The sequence below is a fragment of the Microbacterium phoenicis genome (assembly GCF_047302325.1).
GTDB lineage: Bacteria > Actinomycetota > Actinomycetes > Actinomycetales > Microbacteriaceae > Microbacterium.
This window is the reverse complement of sequence record NZ_CP154849.1, coordinates 1,241,171-1,259,583: the sequence shown is the minus strand read 5'-3', so window position 1 is coordinate 1,259,583 and position 18,413 is coordinate 1,241,171. Positions and strand designations below refer to the sequence as shown.

The 18,413-nt window shown below is 68.2% G+C and carries 18 protein-coding genes; 9 read left to right on the top strand and 9 right to left on the bottom strand.

Annotation, left to right across the window (positions count from 1 at the left end; translation table 11 throughout):
• Nucleotides 1-43 precede the first annotated feature (43 nt).
• Nucleotides 44-1,495 (top strand): MFS transporter, encoded by a 1,452-nt coding sequence (locus ABCU91_RS06150; RefSeq protein WP_413355381.1) that lies wholly within the window; start codon nt 44-46, stop codon nt 1,493-1,495.
• Here the strand turns inward: ABCU91_RS06150 and ABCU91_RS06145 are convergent.
• The 3 genes from ABCU91_RS06145 to ABCU91_RS06135 are packed head-to-tail and all read right to left on the bottom strand — an operon-like array spanning nt 1,469 to nt 4,654.
• Nucleotides 1,469-2,074, bottom strand: coding sequence for a GNAT family N-acetyltransferase (locus tag ABCU91_RS06145; protein WP_133398424.1), 606 nt, complete (start codon nt 2,072-2,074; stop codon nt 1,469-1,471). The genes ABCU91_RS06150 and ABCU91_RS06145 overlap by 27 nt on opposite strands.
• On the bottom strand, nt 2,071-3,993 hold the full coding sequence (locus ABCU91_RS06140) for a helicase HerA-like domain-containing protein (RefSeq protein ID WP_413355174.1): 1,923 nt from the start codon (nt 3,991-3,993) through the stop codon (nt 2,071-2,073). Before ABCU91_RS06140 ends, ABCU91_RS06145 begins: the two co-directional genes overlap by 4 nt.
• Nucleotides 3,994-3,997: 4 nt before the next feature.
• Entirely contained in the window at nt 3,998-4,654 is a 657-nt protein-coding gene (locus ABCU91_RS06135; RefSeq protein ID WP_413355173.1) for a phosphatase PAP2 family protein, read from the bottom strand.
• 176 nt (nt 4,655-4,830) lie between these two features.
• Here ABCU91_RS06135 and ABCU91_RS06130 point away from each other — a divergent pair, with 176 nt between their 5' ends.
• Together ABCU91_RS06130 and ABCU91_RS06125 are read left to right on the top strand one after the other, a co-directional pair.
• A complete protein-coding gene (locus ABCU91_RS06130) occupies nt 4,831-5,541 on the top strand; it encodes a DUF3105 domain-containing protein (protein WP_406922445.1) in 711 nt (236 codons plus the stop codon).
• Complete coding sequence (locus ABCU91_RS06125; protein ID WP_413355172.1) at nt 5,538-6,224, top strand: DUF305 domain-containing protein; 687 nt, start codon at nt 5,538-5,540, stop codon at nt 6,222-6,224. Before ABCU91_RS06130 ends, ABCU91_RS06125 begins: the two co-directional genes overlap by 4 nt.
• A 67-nt stretch (nt 6,225-6,291) precedes the next feature.
• Here the strand turns inward: ABCU91_RS06125 and ABCU91_RS06120 are convergent, their stop codons facing one another.
• The 3 genes from ABCU91_RS06120 to ABCU91_RS06110 form a co-directional block, all read right to left on the bottom strand.
• The gene (locus ABCU91_RS06120) at nt 6,292-7,263 is read right to left on the bottom strand and encodes a carbohydrate ABC transporter permease (RefSeq protein WP_307468125.1); all 972 of its coding nucleotides are present in this window, start codon (nt 7,261-7,263) and stop codon (nt 6,292-6,294) included.
• A complete protein-coding gene (locus ABCU91_RS06115) occupies nt 7,263-8,600 on the bottom strand; it encodes a carbohydrate ABC transporter permease (protein ID WP_406922447.1) in 1,338 nt (445 codons plus the stop codon). Before ABCU91_RS06115 ends, ABCU91_RS06120 begins: the two co-directional genes overlap by 1 nt.
• A 110-nt stretch (nt 8,601-8,710) precedes the next feature.
• A complete protein-coding gene (locus tag ABCU91_RS06110) occupies nt 8,711-10,036 on the bottom strand; it encodes an ABC transporter substrate-binding protein (protein WP_172824639.1) in 1,326 nt (441 codons plus the stop codon).
• Nucleotides 10,037-10,303: 267 nt separating this feature from the next.
• Between ABCU91_RS06110 and ABCU91_RS06105 the strand changes: the two genes are divergently transcribed.
• Nucleotides 10,304-11,344, top strand: coding sequence for a LacI family DNA-binding transcriptional regulator (locus ABCU91_RS06105; RefSeq protein ID WP_413355171.1), 1,041 nt, complete (start codon nt 10,304-10,306; stop codon nt 11,342-11,344).
• Nucleotides 11,345-11,425: 81 nt separating this feature from the next.
• Here the strand turns inward: ABCU91_RS06105 and rplL are convergent, their stop codons facing one another.
• The 3 genes from rplL to ABCU91_RS06090 form a co-directional block, all read right to left on the bottom strand.
• Nucleotides 11,426-11,806, bottom strand: a complete 381-nt coding sequence (gene rplL, locus ABCU91_RS06100) for a 50S ribosomal protein L7/L12 (protein WP_018186979.1) — start codon at nt 11,804-11,806, stop codon at nt 11,426-11,428.
• Between the two features lie 51 nt (nt 11,807-11,857).
• The gene (rplJ, locus tag ABCU91_RS06095; RefSeq protein WP_091351904.1) at nt 11,858-12,346 is read right to left on the bottom strand and encodes a 50S ribosomal protein L10; all 489 of its coding nucleotides are present in this window, start codon (nt 12,344-12,346) and stop codon (nt 11,858-11,860) included.
• 401 nt (nt 12,347-12,747) lie between these two features.
• A complete protein-coding gene (locus ABCU91_RS06090; RefSeq protein ID WP_413355170.1) occupies nt 12,748-13,731 on the bottom strand; it encodes a type IV toxin-antitoxin system AbiEi family antitoxin domain-containing protein in 984 nt (327 codons plus the stop codon).
• A gap of 251 nt (nt 13,732-13,982) precedes the next feature.
• On the opposite strand from ABCU91_RS06090, the gene ABCU91_RS06085 reads away from it, so the two are divergent.
• The 5 genes from ABCU91_RS06085 to ABCU91_RS06065 all read left to right on the top strand — a co-directional run bounded on the left by ABCU91_RS06085 (nt 13,983) and on the right by ABCU91_RS06065 (nt 18,412).
• Entirely contained in the window at nt 13,983-14,660 is a 678-nt protein-coding gene (locus ABCU91_RS06085) for a YqaJ viral recombinase family protein (RefSeq protein ID WP_413355169.1), read from the top strand.
• A gap of 135 nt (nt 14,661-14,795) precedes the next feature.
• Nucleotides 14,796-16,469: an MDR family MFS transporter gene (locus ABCU91_RS06080; protein WP_413355168.1), complete on the top strand. Its 1,674-nt coding sequence runs from the start codon at nt 14,796-14,798 to the stop codon at nt 16,467-16,469.
• Between the two features lie 10 nt (nt 16,470-16,479).
• Nucleotides 16,480-16,956, top strand: coding sequence for a MarR family winged helix-turn-helix transcriptional regulator (locus ABCU91_RS06075; protein ID WP_307468096.1), 477 nt, complete (start codon nt 16,480-16,482; stop codon nt 16,954-16,956).
• A 146-nt stretch (nt 16,957-17,102) separates the two neighbouring features.
• Nucleotides 17,103-18,134 (top strand): NADP-dependent oxidoreductase, encoded by a 1,032-nt coding sequence (locus ABCU91_RS06070; RefSeq protein ID WP_091351885.1) that lies wholly within the window; start codon nt 17,103-17,105, stop codon nt 18,132-18,134.
• On the top strand, nt 18,134-18,412 hold the full coding sequence (locus ABCU91_RS06065) for an acylphosphatase (RefSeq protein WP_133398433.1): 279 nt from the start codon (nt 18,134-18,136) through the stop codon (nt 18,410-18,412). The genes ABCU91_RS06070 and ABCU91_RS06065 overlap by 1 nt, the downstream gene beginning before the upstream one ends.
• Nucleotide 18,413: the final 1 nt, after the last annotated feature.

The following is an 18,413-nucleotide window of genomic DNA, read 5'->3' as shown; positions in this document are numbered from 1 at the left end:
CTCCGAAGCACTGACCCGCTCGGCGCCGCCTCCCCGGCTGGCGGTGGACGACGTTGTCGTCGTGGATACCAAGCGCGTTCGTACCGCGATCGGCGGAACGGTCGTCGGCAACTTCATGGAGTGGTTCGACTTCGGGATCTACGGCTATCTCGCGGTGACGATCACCGCGGTGTTCACGGCCGATCTTCCGGAGCCCTGGGGTCTGCTGGCGACTCTGTTCGGGTTCGCGATCTCCTTCCTGGTCCGACCCATCGGCGGGCTCGTCCTCGGTCCGCTCGGCGACCGCATCGGGCGCCAGAAGGTGCTGTTCTTCACGATGGCGATGATGGCACTCGCCACAGCGCTCATCGGCGTCCTCCCCACCAGCGCGCAGATCGGCTTGTGGGCCATCATCCCCCTCTACGTCCTGAAGATGATCCAGGGCTTCTCGACGGGCGGGGAGTATGCGGGAGCGACCACCTACGTCGCGGAGTTCTCCCCCGACAAGCGGCGCGGCTTCTGGTCGTCATGGCTGGACCTCGGGTCGTACGTCGGCTTCGCCGCCGGTGCGTCCGTCGTCGCTCTCACGACTATCATCACCGAGTCGGTCTGGGGCGAGACCGCCATGACCGATTTCGGATGGCGGATCCCGTTCCTCGTCGCGATCCCCCTCGGGATCGTGGCGATCTGGTTCCGCCTCAAGATCCCCGAGACCCCTGCCTACGAGAACACCGCCGGGACCGACGAGCAACCCGACCGCGACGATCCTCTCGCGCGTCACGGCATCATCGGCATCCTCCGTCATCACTGGCGCGAGGTGCTCATCGGCATCGCGATCGTGGCGGCGACCAACACGGCGGGTTACGCGCTCACCAGCTACATGCCGACGTACCTCGAGAAGGAGGTCGGCGTCTCGAATCTCGGCGCCGCGGTCGCCACCGTTCCCGTTCTCCTCGTCATGTCGGCATGTCTGCCGTTCATCGGTCGGTTGAGCGATCGAATCGGGCGCCGCCCGGTGTACATGATCGCCGCCGGGTCGACGATCATCCTCATGATCCCGGCCTTCGCGATCATGCAGATCGGCCAGGAGTGGGCTGTCTTCGTCGCCCTCGGCATCGTCGCGATCCCCGTGGCCTTCTACGTCGCTGTGTCAGCCTCGACATTGCCGGCACTGTTCCCGACGGCTTCTCGCTTCGGCGCCATGGCGATCGCGTACAACGTCTCGGTGTCGCTGTTCGGCGGCACGACGCCGCTGTTCAGCCAGGCGCTCATCGACCTGACCGGGAACACGTTCATGCCGGCGTTCTACATCATGTTCTTCGCGCTCCTCGGGGGCATCGCACTGCTGTCGATGAAGGAGACCGCGAAGCGCCCCCTGCTCGGGTCGGTGCCGACGGTCGAGACGCGTGAAGAGGCGGTCGAGGTCGTCGCACGCCAGGACGAGGACCCGCTCATCGACACGTCGACGATGCCGATCCCCGTCCACCGATCAGAGGTGGACTCCGTACGCCCGTGAGCCGGGCGATGAGGGCAGCGGCGTGAACCCTAGTCGGGTGTAGAACGCCATCGCTCCGGTGTTCTCGGCCGAGGCGACGAGGTGGAGTCCTGTGATGCCCCGCTCAGTGAGCGCAGCGAAGAGCGTCTCGATCAGTCGTCGGCCCGCACCCCTGCCCTGCGCCTGCGGCAGCAGGTCGATGTGCAGATGGGCGGGAAAGTCGTCCGCGTACCGCTCGGGCTTCTCGCCGCGCCCGTAGGCGTAGAGCAACGTGCCGTCCTGTCGCGTCACCTCGGTCTCGGGCTTCGGCCAGCGATGCGCGAACCGGGGCCACCACTGCGTCCGGAACCACTCCTCGAATGCATCGGTGTCGTCTGTGGCCACGACGTAGCCCACCGCCGTACCGTTCTCGTCCTCGACCACGAAGGCGAGATCGGGGTGGCGTTCAGCGTAGGGCAGCGCCCAGATGTGCCCCCAGATCGCGTCGTCCTCGAAGATGCCCGTCGCGTCGCCCCCGGCATCCGCGGTCCGCAGACAGATCTCCGCGAGCGCCGACTCGTCGCCGGGACGGAACGGACGGATGCCGCCGCCCCCGCTCATCGGCGACGTCCGTTCCCGAACACCCCGCGGATGACGCTGCCGATGATCGACTGGGTCGTCTTCGACCCGAGGATCTCCTCGAGGGGGGAAGGCTCTCGCTTGCGGCTCGTGCGGGTGCTCCCGCCCGTCGTCCGGAGGATCCGCTCGTACTCCCGCTGGGCGTCGCGTCGCGCCTTCTGCTGCGCTTTGTCCGCAGCGGCCTTCTGCTTCGCGTACTCGGCGTCGGCCTTCGCCTTCTCGGTCACCGCCTTCGCGGCGTCGGCGGCGGCGTCCGCGGCGGCCATCTTGGCGCCGAGGATCTCTCGCGCGGACTCCCGGTCGACGGGGGTTCCGTAGGTCGCGAGGAGGGGCGAGGCGGCGACGACGGCCTGCACGGCCGCCGCGGGCGTCGGGGACATGAGACCCTGCGGTGCACGCAGCCGGGTCCAGGCGACCGGAGTGGGGGCGCCCTTCTCGTTGATGACCGTGACGATCGCCTCGCCGGTGCCGAGCTCCTGCAGGACGCGTTCGAGGTCGTATCCCGACGTCGGGTACGTGCTCACCGTCGCGCGGAGCGCCTTCGCATCGTCGGGGGTGAAGGCGCGGAGGGCGTGCTGGATGCGCGACCCGAGCTGGCCGAGCACGTCGGCGGGGACGTCCTTCGGCGTCTGCGTCACGAAGAAGACGCCGACGCCCTTCGACCGGATGAGGCGCACGGTCTGCACGATCGCGGCGGTGAACGCCTTCGAGGCGTCGCGGAACAGCAGGTGCGCCTCGTCGAAGAAGAACACGAGCTTCGGCTTGTCGGCATCCCCCACCTCGGGGAGGATCTCGAAGAGCTCCGCCAGCAGGTACATGAGGAACGTCGAGAACAGTTCGGGCTTGTCGGCGATCCCCGGCACCTCGAGGAGCGAGATGACGCCGCGCCCGTCGGGGCCCGTCCGCAGGAAGTCGTGCACGTCGAACTCCGGTTCCCCGAAGAAGACGTCGGCGCCGCCGTCGGCGAAGGTGATGAGCTCACGCAGGATCACGCCCGCCGTCGCGGACGACAGGCCGCCGAGGTCCTTCAGCTCGGGCTTGCCCTCATCGCTCGTCAGGTACGAGAGCACCGCCCGGAGGTCCGAGAGGTCGACGAGCGGGAGTCCGTGGGCGTCGGCGTAATGGAAGACGAGGCCGAGACTCGACTCCTGCGTCTCGTTGAGCCCCAGGACGCGGCTGAGCAGCAGCGGCCCGAACCCGGTGACGGTCGCGCGCACGGGAACCCCGGTGCCGATGCCGCCGAGGGCGAAGTACTCCGTGACGGATGCCGCCGGTTCCCACGCCTGCCCGATCGCCTCGGTGCGGGCGAGGAGCTTGGGGTTCGACTCGCCCGGCGTCGCGACGCCCGTGAGGTCGCCCTTGATGTCGGCGGCGAAGACGGGCACGCCCTTCGCCGCGAGCTGCTCGGCGAGTCCCTGCAGCGTGCGGGTCTTGCCGGTGCCGGTCGCCCCCGCGACGAGGCCGTGCCGGTTGGTCATCGCGAGCGGGATGCGGATCTGCGCTTCCCGGACGGGTTCGCCGTTGACGAGGGCGCCGAGGTCGAGGGTCGTCTCGTCGAAGGTGTAGCCCTGGACGATCCGCGCGACCTCGGAGTCGTCGAGCGGACCCGCCGCGACCGGGGACGCGGCGGCATCCGGCGCCGCGGCGTGCTCGGCGTCCGTGATCTCGGTGGGCGGCGTCTCTGCAGGCGGCGCCCCTCCGGGCGGCGTCTCTGCAGGCGGCGCCCCTCCGGGCGGCGTCTCTGCGGCCGCTGTCTCGGTGGGCGAGGCGTCCGTCTTCGATGCCTGGGCGCGGGCGGCCGCGAGGGCGGCCTGCGCACGGGCGAGTTTCAGCTCCGCCGCGGCGGCAGCGGCCTCCGCTTCGAGACGGGCGAGTTCGGCAGCGGCTTCGTCGGCGCTCATGCCGTCAGCCTAGCGAGAGGCGCCGCTCGCGTTCCCGGACGACGGGGATCGTGAGTGCCGCCGCGACGAGCAGGGTCGTGGCGACCCCGAGAACCATCGCGCCCAGGGTGTCGGTGAGCCAGTGCGCGTGCACCTGCGTGCGGCTGAAAGCCATGAGCAGGGTCCAGGCGATCCCCACCACGGCCACCCACACCCGCGGGAAGAGGATGACGGCGACGGTCGCGATGACGGCGGCGTTGGCGGTGTGGCCCGAAGGGAAGGAACCGTGGTCCGAGATGACGAGCATCTCCTCCGGTCGCACCCGCCCGAACAGGCCCTTGAGCAACTGGACGAGGAGGGCACCGACGATGGATGCCGCGAGGAAGAACAGCGCACCCCACGGTCGCTTCGCCAGCGCGAGCAGCGCGGCGCCGACGAGCGGGACCACATAGGTGCCGACGACGCCCGCTCCCAGGATGTTCATGAGGAAAGACACGGGACGGATGCCGGGCAGGAACGTCGCCACGTAGGTGTTCCACCACGCATCGAGATCGATGAGCTCGGAGTCGGTGGATTCGACCGCGATACCGGTCGCGACGGCGGCGACGAGGAGGATCGCGCCGATGACCGCCAGGCGCAGGCCGATGCCGATCTCGTGTTCGTGTGTGGGCACTGTCGTCATGGGCTCATCCTGTCCGACGTCGCGTCGCCGCGACTGCCCCTTGCGCGCGGGCGCCCCGGTCCTCCCACGTCACGAGACGCTATGAAGGAGGCGCGACCAGGGATTCGGCAGATGCAGGCGAATAAACTCGAATCGGCGCGCCCGCGCCTCCCCACCCCGACCGACGAGGCCACCCCATGACCCCGAACGATCCTGCCGGAAAGCGGACGAGCGGCAACCCCGCGACGCAGGCACAGCTCAACCTGACCGTCAAACAGCAGCGCGAGCAGCAGAAGCAGCAGAAGCTCGCCGAGTATCAGCGTCAGCTCGCGAAGCGTCGCCGCACCAAGGCCACGTGGTGGATCGTCGGCACGACCGCAGCCATCGTCGTCATCGGGCTCGTCGCCGCCTCCTACTTCCTCACCCCCCGTCCGGTCTCGATCGCCCGCGGCGACGGTGACGGTGCCGGCATCAGCGGCGTGCAGACGTTCGAGCACACCGCGAACCACGTCGAGGGAGTCGTCGACTACGAGCAGACGCCGCCGGCCGGAGGCGACCACAACGCCGTCTGGCTCAACTGCGGCGTGTACTCGCAGCCCGTTCCGAACGAGAACGCCGTCCACGCGCTGGAGCACGGCGCCATCTGGATCACCTACGACCCCGCGCGGGTCGACGCGGCCGGCATCGACGCGCTCAGGGCGGAACTCCCCCGCGACTACACCGTCCTCTCGCCCTACGAGGACATGGACACCCCCATCGCGGTCAGCGCGTGGAACGCGCAGCTGAAGGTCGACTCCCCCGACGACGAGCGCATCGGCGAGTTCATCAAGGCGTACTGGCGCAACACCAACGGCCCCGAGCCGGGTGCGGCCTGCACCGGCGCGCTGGACGCTCCCGGCAAGCAGTGATGACCGAGACCGTCGGCGACGAGCCGGGCACCGAGCACACCCTCCCGCCGTGGTGGGTGGTGCTGCTCGTCGGCCTGGCCGTCGCCGCGGTCGCGTTCGCCATCGGACGCTTCTCGACGTTCGGGATCGCCGGGTCCACGCCCGCTGAGGGCTCCGCCGACGCCGGGTTCGCCCGCGACATGCAGGTGCACCACGCTCAAGCAGTCGACATGGCGATGACGATCTACGCCGAGACCGACGACGCGGAGCTGCGCGCCCTGTCCTACGACATCGCGACGGGCCAGTCGTCCCAGCGCGGCGAGATGCTCGACTGGCTCGTGAAGTGGGGCCTGCCGGCGTACGGCGACGAGCCGATGGCGTGGATGGCGGCATCCGGGACCTCCGGCCACGCCCACGGCGGCGCGTCCGGAACTCCGCAGACCGACGAGGAGATCCGCGATGCGATGGGCATGGCCTCCGACGAGGAGCTGAGCGACCTGCGCGCCGCGACCGGCAACGACGCGGACTGCCTGTTCCTGACGCTCATGATCCGCCACCATGAGGGCGCGATCCCCATGGCCGACGCCGTCCTCGAGCTCGGCTCCGACGAGCGCGTGCAGGTCGTGGCCGAGAACATGAAGAAGGGTCAGACCTTCGAGATCGAGGCGATGACCTCGATGCAGCAGCGCCTCGGCTGCAGCTGACACGCACGAACGACAGGAGGGGGATGCCGGTGGCCACCGGCATCCCCCTCTTCGTCCGTTCGGGTGATCAGCCCTTCGTCGCGCCGGCCAGCAGGCCGCGGACGAAGAACCGCTGCAGCGCGAAGAACACGATGAGCGGGATGAGGATCGAGATGAACGTTCCCGCCGACTGCAGGAACCACTTGTTGCCCCAGGTCCCCGACAAGGAGTTGAGGGCCTGCGTGATCGGCAGCGCGCCGGGCGACGCGAAGATCGTCGCGACGAGCAGGTCGTTCCAGACCCAGAGGAACTGGAAGATGCCGAACGAGGCGATCGCGGGAGCGGCCAGCGGCAGGATGATCCGGAAGAACACCTGACCGTGTCCGGCGCCGTCGACGCGGGCGGCCTCGATGATCTCGCCCGGGATCTCGGCGATGAAGTTGTGCAGCATGAACGTCGCCAGCGGCAGCGCGAAGATCGCGTGCGCGATCCAGACGCGGGCGAAGCTGTAGTCGACCTCGTTCAGTCCGAAGCCCGGGAAGATCGGCACGTCGTTGATGCTCAGGCCGTCCGAGAACAGGCTGAGCAGCGGCACGAGCGCCATCTGCAGCGGCACGATCTGCAGGGCGAAGACGAACACGAACAGCGCGCTGCGTCCCTTGAAGTCGATCCACGCGAACGCGTACGCCGCGAGGGCCGCCATGACGATCGGGAAGACGGTCGCGGGGATCGTGATCGCGAGCGAGTTCACGAACGCGGAGGCGAGAGTCGTCGACGTCCCGCCCGAGTTCAGCGCCTGCAGGTAGTTGTCGAGCGTGAACTCCGGGTCGGTGAACGCCGTCCACCATCCGCTGGTCTGGGTGTCGCTGCCGGGGCGGAACGAGGTCACGAACAGACCGAACGTCGGGATCGTCCAGAAGATCGCGATGATGGCGGCCGCGATCGTGGCGCCCTTCGACGTGAGCTTCTTGTGGGCGATCGCTTCGTTCTTGCGGGTGTCGCGCGCGACCTGGCGCGCGGTGCGGTTGTCGACCGGTGTGGTCGGGGCTGCGACGGTCATCAGCGGATTTCCTTCTGCTTGGCCATCGATCGGGCGTTGTAGATGATCAGCGGCAGGACGAACAGGAACAGCACGACGGCCAGCGCGGACGAGTGTCCGAAGCTCTGGAACCGCTGCTGCTGGTTGACCATCTCGAATCCGAGGACGGTCGTGTCGTCGCGACCGCCGGTCATGACGGCGACGATGTCGTAGACCTTCAGCGACGCGATGGTCACCGTGGTGAGCACGACGATGAGCGACGAACGGATGCCGGGCACCGTGACGTTGCGGAATCGCTGCCACGCGTTGGTGCCGTCGAGCTCCGCCGCTTCCATCTGCTCGACCGGGACCGCCTTGATCGCCGCCGACAGGATGACCATCGCGAAGCCGGTCTGGGTCCAGATGAAGACCACGAGCAGCATGAGCGTGTTGATGATCGGTTTGATGGCGAGCCACTGCACGGGATCGCCGCCGAAGGCGGTCACGATCGCGTTCAGGAGACCGATCTGGTCGCCCTGGCGGGCGTCGTACATGAACTTCCAGATGATGCCCGCGCCGACGAACGAGATGGCGACGGGCATGAAGACCAGGACCTTCAGGAGCTTCTCGCCGCGTGCGCGATCGATGAAGACCGCGTAAGCCAGACCGATGGCCACCGAGACGGTGGGCGCCAGGAGAGCCCACAGCAGGGTGTTCACGATCGACGCCGTGCCGGTGGGGTTGGTGAACACCCAGATGTAGTTCTCCAGGCCGACGAACTCGTCACCCGTCTTGTTGAAGAATGACTTGAAGATCGTGGCGATCGCCGGGTAGACGAGCCCGAGGATGAGCATGATGCTCGCGGGGGCCATGAAGAGGACGAGCTGGAACAGGTAGCCGGCGCCCTGACGGGAACGGAAATCTGCGAAGAACAGGAGCGCTCCGACGAGCAGCGCGATGGCCACGACGTAGACGACGGCGTTGGCGTACGGACGCAGCAGCAGGAAGGCGAGCACCGGGATCACCAGGCAGGCGACGAGCCGCATGATGAAGTACCCGCGACCGGGCCGGGGGGCGAACTCGATGAGGACGAGGATGATGCCCACCACGATCCCGAACACCACGAGGATGACGGGGATCTGGATGAGGGGGTTCAGCGCGCCCAGCCACAGGAAGAAGCTGTTGAGCGAGAAGCCGATGGTGATGCGCGAGGACTCTTCGCTGGATGCGGTGAAGGCGAGCAGGAACGCGACGAGCGCGATGAGGACGAAGCCCGCGGCGACGACGATCTTCGTGATCGAGCGCCCCTTCGGGTCTTGAGCGTGCGTGGTGACGGCAGGTTCGGTGTCGACAGGCCTGTCGACGGTCGTCTGCGACATGCGGGTTCCCTTCTGGGTACGGCGGCGTACCCGTGCGGTGCGGACGGGAGAAGCGGGGCCGGGCTTGTGCAGCCCGACCCCGCTCGGCTCAGCCGATCGTCAGGCGACGATCAGTTCTCGTAACCGGCCTGGATGTCGGAGAGCACCGAGTCGGTGTCCTTGCCGTCGATCCAGTCGACCATGCCCTTCCAGAAGGAGCCCTGACCCACGGTGGCGGGCATCAGGTCGGAGGCGTCGAAGCGGAGGACCGTGGAGTCGTCCTGCAGCGTCGTCATCGCTTCCTTCAGGAACTCGCTCGAGGCGAGGTTGGGGTCAGCCTTCTTGTTGGCCGAGATGACGCCGCCGAGCTCGACGCGAGCGTCAGCGAACTCGGGCGATGCCATGAACTCCAGCACCTTCTGCGTCGACTCGTCGTCCGAGAAGCCCGCGACGAACTCGCCGCCGCCCTCGATCTGGAGCTCGCCCTCGGTGTAGCCGGGCATGATGAACGCGTAGACGTCACCCTCGGGAGCGACCTCGGGGGTGTTGCCGTCGGCGGTCTTCACGTCGAGGAAGTTCGCCGACAGGAACGAGGCCTGGTGGGTGAGGGCGCAGTCGCCGCTCGCCACGGCTGCCGCCACGTCGCCGAACGCCGTCGCGTTGATGCTCTTCACGTCGCCGTAGCCGGCGTTGACGTAGTCCGGGTTGAGGAGGATCTCGCCGACCGCGTCGAAAGCCTTCTTGATCTCGGGGTCGGTGAACTTCACGTCGCCGGCGACCCACTGGTCGTAGACGTCGGCGCCGGACTGGCGCAGGACGAGGTCCTCGACCCAGTCGGTGCCCGGCCAGCCGGACGCCGCCTCGGACGCGAAACCGGCGCACCACGCGGGCTTGCCCGTGGTCTCGACGATCTTGTCGGTGAGGGCGATCATGTCGTCCCACGTCTTCGGGACCTCGACGCCCCACTCCGCGAACTGCTTCGGCGAGTACCAGACGTACCCCTTCAGGTTCGCGAGCATCGGTGCCGCGTAGAAGGTGTCGTCGAAGGTGCCGTACTTCTTCCAGTCGGGCGACCAGTTCGCGTCGACGGCCGTCTCGACCGCCTCGGGGGCCTTCAGCACCTTGCCGGTGTCGACGAGGGTCTTCAGCAGACCCGGCTGCGGGACGACCGCGATGTCGGGAGCGTCGCCACCGGTCACCTTCGTGACGATGTTGCCCTCGAACGACTTGTCGCCGACGTACTCGACGGTGATGCCGGTGTCCTTCGTGAACTGATCGAACGACTTGTTCAGGGCGTCTGCCTCGCCGCCCGTGATGCCGCCGGAGATCCGGACGGTCTTCTTGGCGTCTCCGCCGCCGTCTCCGCTGCCACCTTCCGCGCACCCTGCCAGCATCAAGGCGGCCGCGCCTAGAACGGCGACGGGGGCAAGAAGACGGTATCGCTGTGACAATGCCATGTACTTCTCCTCTTTCGGGATCATCGTCCACCCAGAGGAGCCTTGGCCGCATCCTTGGGGAACCGATTCCAGGACAACCTACTGGGGCGGATGCCCTCCGCACAACAGCGAAATATCAAGGTTCTGCAACTGTCGTTCCGTGCGCTACGATTCGCATGGGAGCGGTACCACTGCGAAACCATGGAACCGGTTCCTTTTTCGGCATCCCACCGGCTACGCTGAGTCCTCGTTCCGCAGTGGCGTCGAGAACCTGGTCGAGGAGGACCGATGAGCACCATCGCCGACGTGGCGCGCGAAGCCGGCGTCTCGAAGGCGACGGCGAGCCGCGCGCTGACCGGCAGCGCTCAGGTCTCCGCCGCAACCCGGCAGCGGGTCCTCGACGTCGCGATGCGCCTCGGCTATGTGCCCTCCACGAGCGCCGTCAGCCTCGCCACCGGCCGCACCCGCAACGTCGGGGTGATCCTCCCCCACGTCAACCGATGGTTCTTCGCCGAAGTGCTCGAGGGCATCCAATCGGCCCTTCTCGACCGGGGCTTCGATCTCACCCTGTACGACGCGACGCCGGGCAGCGCCGGCCGCGAGCGCGTCTTCACCGACTTCCTCGCTCGCAAGAGGTTCGACGGTCTGATCGCGGTCGGGCTCGAACCGGCGGTGAGCGAGCTCCAGGCACTGCTGTCGCTCGGCCGCCCGGTCGTCAGCGTGATCGGCACCGAGGAGAGCACGAGCCTCGTCACCCTCGACGACGGCCACGCGGCGGCGCTGGCCACATCGCACCTCGTCGATCTCGGACACCGCCGGATCGCCTTCCTCGGAGGCACGTCCGCCTCCCACTGGCCGCACGTCGAGTCGGCGCGGTACGAGGGCTACGAACGGGTGATGCGCGAGTTCGGTCTCGGCGAGTACGTCACGAGGACGCCTGCGGAGTTGTCGATGCCCGCCGGGTACGAAGCGGCGGTCGACCTCCTGAGCGACTCGTCGCAGCGGCCGACGGCGGTCGTGGGAGCCTGCGACGAGGTGGCGATCGGCGCCATCATCGCCGCCCGACGTCTCGGCATCCTCGTCCCCTCGGATCTCAGCGTCGTCGGCATCGACGATCACGTCAACGCCGAGATGTTCGCTCTCACCACCCTGCGGCAGATCCCTCGAGAGCAGGGTGAGACCGCGGTCGACCTGCTCATGCGCCACCTCGACGATCCCGCCCTCGAGCCGGCCACGGTGGCCATCCGTCCGCGTCTCGTGGTGCGCAACTCGACCGCGACGCCGTCGGGGTCGACGCCCGCGGCCGTCCGCGACTTCTCGCGCGCCTGAGCAGGGCTCAACCCGACGCCGTTAACGCCGGAAGGCTCCGGATGCCGCGGCATCCGGAGCCTTCCGGTGAAGGGAATCGCCTTACTTGACGGAAACCGTCGCGCCGGCGGCCTCGAGGGCCTCCTTGGCCTTGTCGGCAGCTTCCTTGTTCGCGCCCTCGAGCACGGCCTTGGGAGCACCGTCGACGACGGCCTTGGCCTCGCCGAGGCCGAGCGAGGTGAGCTCGCGGACGACCTTGATGACCTGGATCTTCTTGTCGCCGGCAGCCTCGAGGATGACGTCGAAGGAGTCCTTCTCCTCAACCTCTTCAGCAGCAGCGCCACCGCCGGCACCGGCAACGGCGACGGGGGCAGCAGCGGTGACGTCGAACTTCTCCTCGAACGCCTTCACGAACTCGCTGAGCTCGACGAGGGTGAGGCCGGCGAACTGCTCGAGCAGCTCCTCGGTGGAAAGCTTCGCCATGATGTATCTCCTAGATAGATGGGGGTTTGTGTAAAAGAGCTCGCTCGTCGCTTACGCGGCGTCAGCGGTCTCCAGCTTTTCGCGAAGCGCGTCGATGGTAGCGGCAGCCTTGCCCATCGTCGCCTTCATCATGCCCGCAGCCTTCGCCAGCAGAACCTCACGGCTCTCGAGCGAGGCGTACTTGTTGACCTCGTCGGCAGTGAGGGCGTTGCCCTCGAAGATGCCGCCCTTGATCACCAGAAGCGGGTTGGCCTTGGCGAAGTCACGCAGAGCCTTGGCAGTGGCGACGAAGTCACCGTGCACGAAAGCAACGGCCGAGGGACCCTTGAGGTCCTCGTCCAGCGCCGTGATCCCCGCGTTGTTCGCGGCGATCTTGGTCAGCGTGTTCTTCACCACGGCGTACTGCGCGTCCTGACGGATGTTGTTGCGCAGCTGCTTGAGCTGGGCAACCGTCAGACCGCGGTACTCGGTCAGCAAGACGGCGTTCGAGTCCTCGAAGTTCTTCGTGAGCTCGGCGACCGATGCATCCTTCTGCGCCATGGTCACTCCTTGATGTGTACGAGACGCTCCGCAGTGGCGGAGCATCGACCTCGACGGTCGGGCTGCATGAGAAAAGCTCCGGCGCAAGCGCACGGAGCTTTGGGCCCGGTTTCCCGGAAGTCTGTCGTACACCTGCGTGGGCCCCTGCGATGCAGAGCTTCGATCGTGTGCGCGGAGGCACAGCGATGACCGACGGTCTTTGGCTTGTGCTCCAGTGTACGCGCCGGCGGCACGCCCGCCAAATCCCGGCATCCTGGTGTGCGTGAGGGGGCTCGCGCTCGCGTGCTCAGATCATGTCCTCTCGCCGAAACCACACGTCGTGAGCGCGCACAGTGTGTGTTCTCGGCGAGAGGACATGATGTGAACCGAGGCACTGCGGGATGCGGGCGCGTCGGGAGGACCTAGAGCGGTGAGCGGATGCCGAAGGCAGCCAACCGGGAGCGGAGGGTTGCCGGCGTCGCGATGTGCTCGCCGGTGAGCCTCACGAGACGTTTTCCGGTCACGCCCCGGATCCAGTCCTCGCGCTGCTTCTCTGCGAGAAGGACATCCTCGAGCCCACGGCCCTGCCGCATCCCTTCATCCCGGTACTTCGCGACTCCGTCGAACTCCAGAAGGATTCCCTCATCCTCGATCTCGAGATCCACGCGAAACTGCTGACCGTCAGGGCCGTCGACGGGAACCTGGATGCCGATGCGACGGAAGCCGAGCTGCCGAAGACGCAGTCGGGTCACGCTCTCACCGGGAAGTTCAGCTCGGGGATCCGCCAACTCCATAATGCGGATCGCGCTACGGACGCCTCGGACCCCGCTCGACGCGGCGCATCGCTCGAGCAGCCGCTGGCGGAGGCCCGCGTGAGAGAACGAGCCGGCCCTCTCGCTGTCGACCACGAGCCGAAGAGCAGCATCCGCTGCCGCGAGCGCGGAATCGGCGGGAAGCGTCCGCGCAACGTCCCACACGGTGCGCTCGAGGGAAGAACACCGGACCGAACCGATCTCGTGGAGGTCGGCGTCCGCCAGCCGGTCGGCGTGACGCCTGACACGGAGCCGGCTCGACATGCGCGCATCACCGGGCATGCTGATGTGCACCGCCGCAGGACGGTGTCGGTACAGGGGCAGATCCCACAGAACGGCGGCGGAGTCGTATGAGACGACACCCGGGCCATGCCGCATCTCCGCCACCGCTGCGGCGATCTCCACACGATGCACGGATTCCGGCCAGAGGTCTGCGATGTCCTCAGCCCGGACGTACCGATTGCGCTGGATCCGAATGAGCCGCCCCTTCTCGACGGAGTGGGTGATCATCCGCGACGTCCATCCCCCGTCGAGGAGCGTCGAGCGTGAGAAAACGAGCGCCGCAGCGGCGTCATACGAAAGGTGATGTCCCACCGTCGCAGGCTGACCCACGGCATCCGTCTGACGGACGGGATGTCGCGCACTGGTGAGTCGGCCGCGCGAGCGACGCGCTGGGGAGGAGTCCCCGCGCGGGTCGACATCATGTCCCCTCGCCGAGATCACACGTCACGCACGCTCAGAGCATGTGTGTTCGGCGAGAGAACATGATCGCGACACAGGCTACGACGACGACGCGCGCGGGGGGGCTGAGCCGACGTGCGGGAGGGGCGACTTAGGATCGACGGGTGACTCCCGAACTCGCTGCCCGGATCGTCGCGGATTCCCGCGACCGGGTCGCCTGGATGCGGGCTCGCTCCCGCGGGATCACCGCCACCGACGTCGCCGCGCTCACCAGCGAGCGTGCGATCGCCCGCGCCGCCGAGGCCAAGCTCAACGGCTCCGGCTTCAGCGGCAATGCGTACACGGACCACGGTCGACGCCGCGAGCCCGAGATCGCCGCATGGGTCGCGGCGACCCACGGCATCCTCCCCTCGTCGGCCCTCTTCCACGCAGAGGTCGAGAAACGTCACCTCGCGACCCCTGACGGGATCATGGCGGATGCCGCGGGCCGCGTCGTCCTGGCCGAGATCAAGACGACCAACAAGACTTGGAAATCCATCCCCCGCACCTACCTCCGCCAGGTGTGGTGGCAGCAGCACGTCCTCGGTGCCGAGCGCACGCTGGTCGTGTGGGAGGAACACCAGGACTTCGTCCCGCTGCGGGACGAGCCGCGCTGCGCGTGGATCGACCGCGACGAGGTGGAGATCGGGTCGCTCATCCGTCTCGCGACCGCTCTCATCGACGAGCTCTACCACCGTACGACGGGCAACACTCCCCCGCGCCGCGAGCAGGCCGCGCCGGTCAGCCGTCGCGAGCAGCTCCGCGAGCGGGACATCTTCCGCGCCCTCGCCCTCGCGGACTGATCAGCCCCGCGCCTGACCGGGTCCCCGGTCCCGTCGGCGCGCTCCCTCACGCCCCGATAGTTGACAGAGATCAAGCAACAACATATAGTTGACTTCTCTCAAACTTTGACCTGTGTCAACCATCTGGAGCTGTACATGACCACCACCACACCGACCCGGCGTCGGGTGCTCGCCCCGCTGTCGGGCCTCCTTCTCGGCATGTTCGTCTCGATGATCGCCTCGACCGTCGTGTCGACCTCGCTGCCCGTGATCATCCACGACCTGAACGGCGACCAGAGCGCCTATACCTGGGTCGTCACCGCCACCCTGCTCACCACCGCCATCTCGACACCGATCTGGGGCAAGCTCGCCGACCTCATGGGCCGCAAGACGCTCTACCAGATCGCCCTCGTGATCTTCGTCCTCGCGACCGCCGCCGCCGGCTTCGCGCAGGACCCCGGCACGCTCATCGCCTTCCGCGCCGCGCAGGGCGTCGGCGCCGGCGGCCTCGCCGCCCTCAGCCAGGTGCTGATGGCCGACATCATCAGCCCCCGCGAGCGCGGTCGTTACATGGGCCTCTTCGGCGCCGTCATGGCCGTCGCCACCGTCGGTGGACCCCTTCTCGGCGGCGTGATCACCGACGGCTTCGGCTGGCGCTGGAACTTCTTCGTCTCGCTTCCGATCGCCGTCGCGGCGCTCATCATGGTGCAGCGCACCATCCCCGCATCCGCTCCCTCCACCCGCCGGGCGAAGATCGACTACATCGGCATCGTCCTGCTGTCGACGGCCGTCTCGCTCCTGCTCATCTGGGTCACCAGCGCCGGTCGCGACTACGACTGGTGGAGCACGGAGACGGTCCTCATGGTCGGCGGCGCAGTCCTGTCCGCGATCCTGTTCGTCATCGTCGAGCTCCGCACCTCCGAGCCGCTGGTCCCGCTGACGCTGTTCCGCGACCGCACCTTCACCCTGTCGGTCGTCGCCTCGATCGCGACCGGCATCGCGATGTTCGGCGCATCGGTCTTCCTCGGCCAGTACATGCAGATGGCGCGCGGCGCGACGCCGACCGAAGCCGGCCTCATGACGATCCCGATGATCGCGGGGCTCCTGCTGTCCTCCGTCGGCGTCGGTGCTCTCATCACGCGCTACGGGCACTGGAAGCCGTACCTCGTCGTCGGCAGCATCCTGCTGACCGCGGGCGCGGCCCTCCTGTCGACAATCCACTACGACACCGACTTCTTCCTCGTGTCGGTCTACATGTTCCTGCTCGGCGCCGGTGTCGGTATGACGATGCAGAACCTCGTCCTGGCCGTCCAGAACAGCGCCAAGCCGAGCGAGATCGGTGTCGCCAGTTCGGGCGTCACGTTCTTCCGCAGCCTGGGCGGCACGATCGGCGTCTCCCTCATGGGCGCCGCCCTCGCCTCCCGTGTCGCAGACCTGTTCACCGGCGCGCACGACCGCCTCATCGAGACCCTCACCGCGCTCGGCCCGTCCGGCGCCGCGTGGGGTGAGCAGCTCAGCTCGGGCACGCTCCCCCGCGTCTCGGAGATGCCGGAGCAGCTGCGGGTCATCGTCGAGGACATCTACGCGCAGGGCATCTCCTCCGCATTCCTCATCGCCGTGCCCTTCGGCATCCTGAGCATCCTCGCGGTGGTCTTCCTGCCGAACCGGTCGCTCAGCACGATGACCACCTCCGAGCGCCGCAACGCCTCGGAAGCGGACCTCGCGACCGTGTCGGTCCCCGCCGGCATGGACAGCATCACGGCAACCGGAACCGTGCCCGTCCCGGACGTCGAGGCCGATGCCGAGGCCGAGGCGACGACCCGCCGATAACATGGAAACGATGTCCACGCAGTCGGATCGAGAGGCGCGCACCCTGGCGGTGCGCGCCCTCGAGGGCGAGTTCAGCGATCTGATCGCGCTGTTCCGCCGGCGGATCATGGAGAACGCCAACAGCGTCAGTCCCGGCATGCTGCCCGGCGCCTACAAGGTCTTCACGACGATCGCCCGCCATGAGCCGATCACGCAGTCGGCCCTCGCCGAGATGCTCATCCTCGACAAGGGCCAGCTGAGCCGCACCGTGCGCGAACTGACCGATCTGGAGCTCATCGAACGCACGCCCGACCCGACCGACGGCCGGTCGAGCCTGCTGACCGCGACCGATCACGGCCGAGCCCGGCTCGCGGCTGCTCGCGGGCCGCAGGAGGGCGCCCTGCTCCAAGCCCTCAGCGACTGGCGCGTCGAGGACATCGAGAATCTCGCGCATCTCCTGCACGCCCTCGTCGCCGGATCGCGGCCCGACGGCGGCCCCACCACGTAGGCCGCCGCCCGATCGGTCCCCCGCTCAGGCGGCTTCTCGACCCGGTGATGCCGACGTAACACCGCCGAGACAATCTCGCGGTTGACTGGTCATCCACCGAGCACCTCCAGCGCCCGCCGTCGAGCACTGGTGAGAAGGAGCAGCCGATGCGATTCCGGCCGCTGCGATCCGCAGCCCCCACCACGAGCGAGGTGGTCGAGGTGACCGCCCCTCCCCCGGCCATGCGTGCCGTCGTCTACGACGCACCCGGCGACGCGGACGTCCTGCGCGAGGCTCAGGTCCCGGTGCCCGAGCCCGCGATGAGCGAACTCCTGGTGCGCGTCGTGGCCGCCGGGGCGAACCCCATCGACGCGAAGACCCGATCCGGCCGAGGCGTGACGGGGCAGATCCCCGAGTACCCCTCCACGCTCGGGTTCGATTTCAGCGGCGTGGTTGTCAAGAGCCCGTACGAGGCGCACCCTCTGCAGCCGGGCGAGCAGGTCTTCGGCATGGTGCCGTTCCCCCGCTCGGGCGGCACGTACGCCGAGTACGTCGTGGTCCCCAGCCTCTCCGTCGCACGCAAGCCCGCGGCACTGTCGCACGTCGAAGCCGCCGGGGTGCCTCTTGCCGCGCTCACCGCGTGGGGTCTCGTCGTCGAGACGGCTCACGCTCACGAGGGGCAGCGCGTGCTCATCCATGCCGGATCCGGCGGCGTCGGACACTTCGCCGTCCAGCTCGCCGCCTACTTCGGCGCGCACGTCACCGCGACCGGATCGGCGGCCAACCTCGGCTGGCTCCGGGAGCTGGGGGCATCCGTCGTCGTGGACTACTCGACCACGCGCTTCGAAGACGTCGTCGGAGAGGTGGACGTCGTGATCGACCTCGTCGGCAACGTCCACGACGACACCGGCACGCGCTCTCTCGGAGTCCTGCGGCCCGGTGGCCTCTACGTCATGGTGCCCACGGGCGCGTGGCCCGGATACGCGGATGCCGCGGCTGCCGCGGGCGTACGCGCGACGACCTACAAGGTGGTGCCCGACGGAGCGGTGCTGGCGACGCTCGGGCGCCTGCTGGACTCACGGTCGATCCAGGTGTTCGTCGACCGCGTCTTCGACCTCGCCGACGCCGCTGCCGCGCATCGCGAGGTCGAACGCGGCCACGTGCGCGGCAAAGTCGTCCTCACGGTGGCAGACGCGTGATGCGCCGCATCCGCTTGGTCGTCCGCGGCGTCGTGCAAGGTGTCGGGTTCCGCTACTCGATGCAGCACATCGCGCGCGGCGCCGGCGCGACGGGCTGGGTCCGGAATCTCGCGGGCGGCTCCGTCGAGGCCGAAGTGCAGGGGGATGCCGCCGCGGTCGAGTCCGTGGCGGACTGGGCTGCGATCGGACCGCGCAGCGGAGTCGTCGACGATGTCGCGATGACCGAGCTGACGCCGGTGACGGACGAGGACGGGTTTGAGATCCGCCGGGACGCCTGAG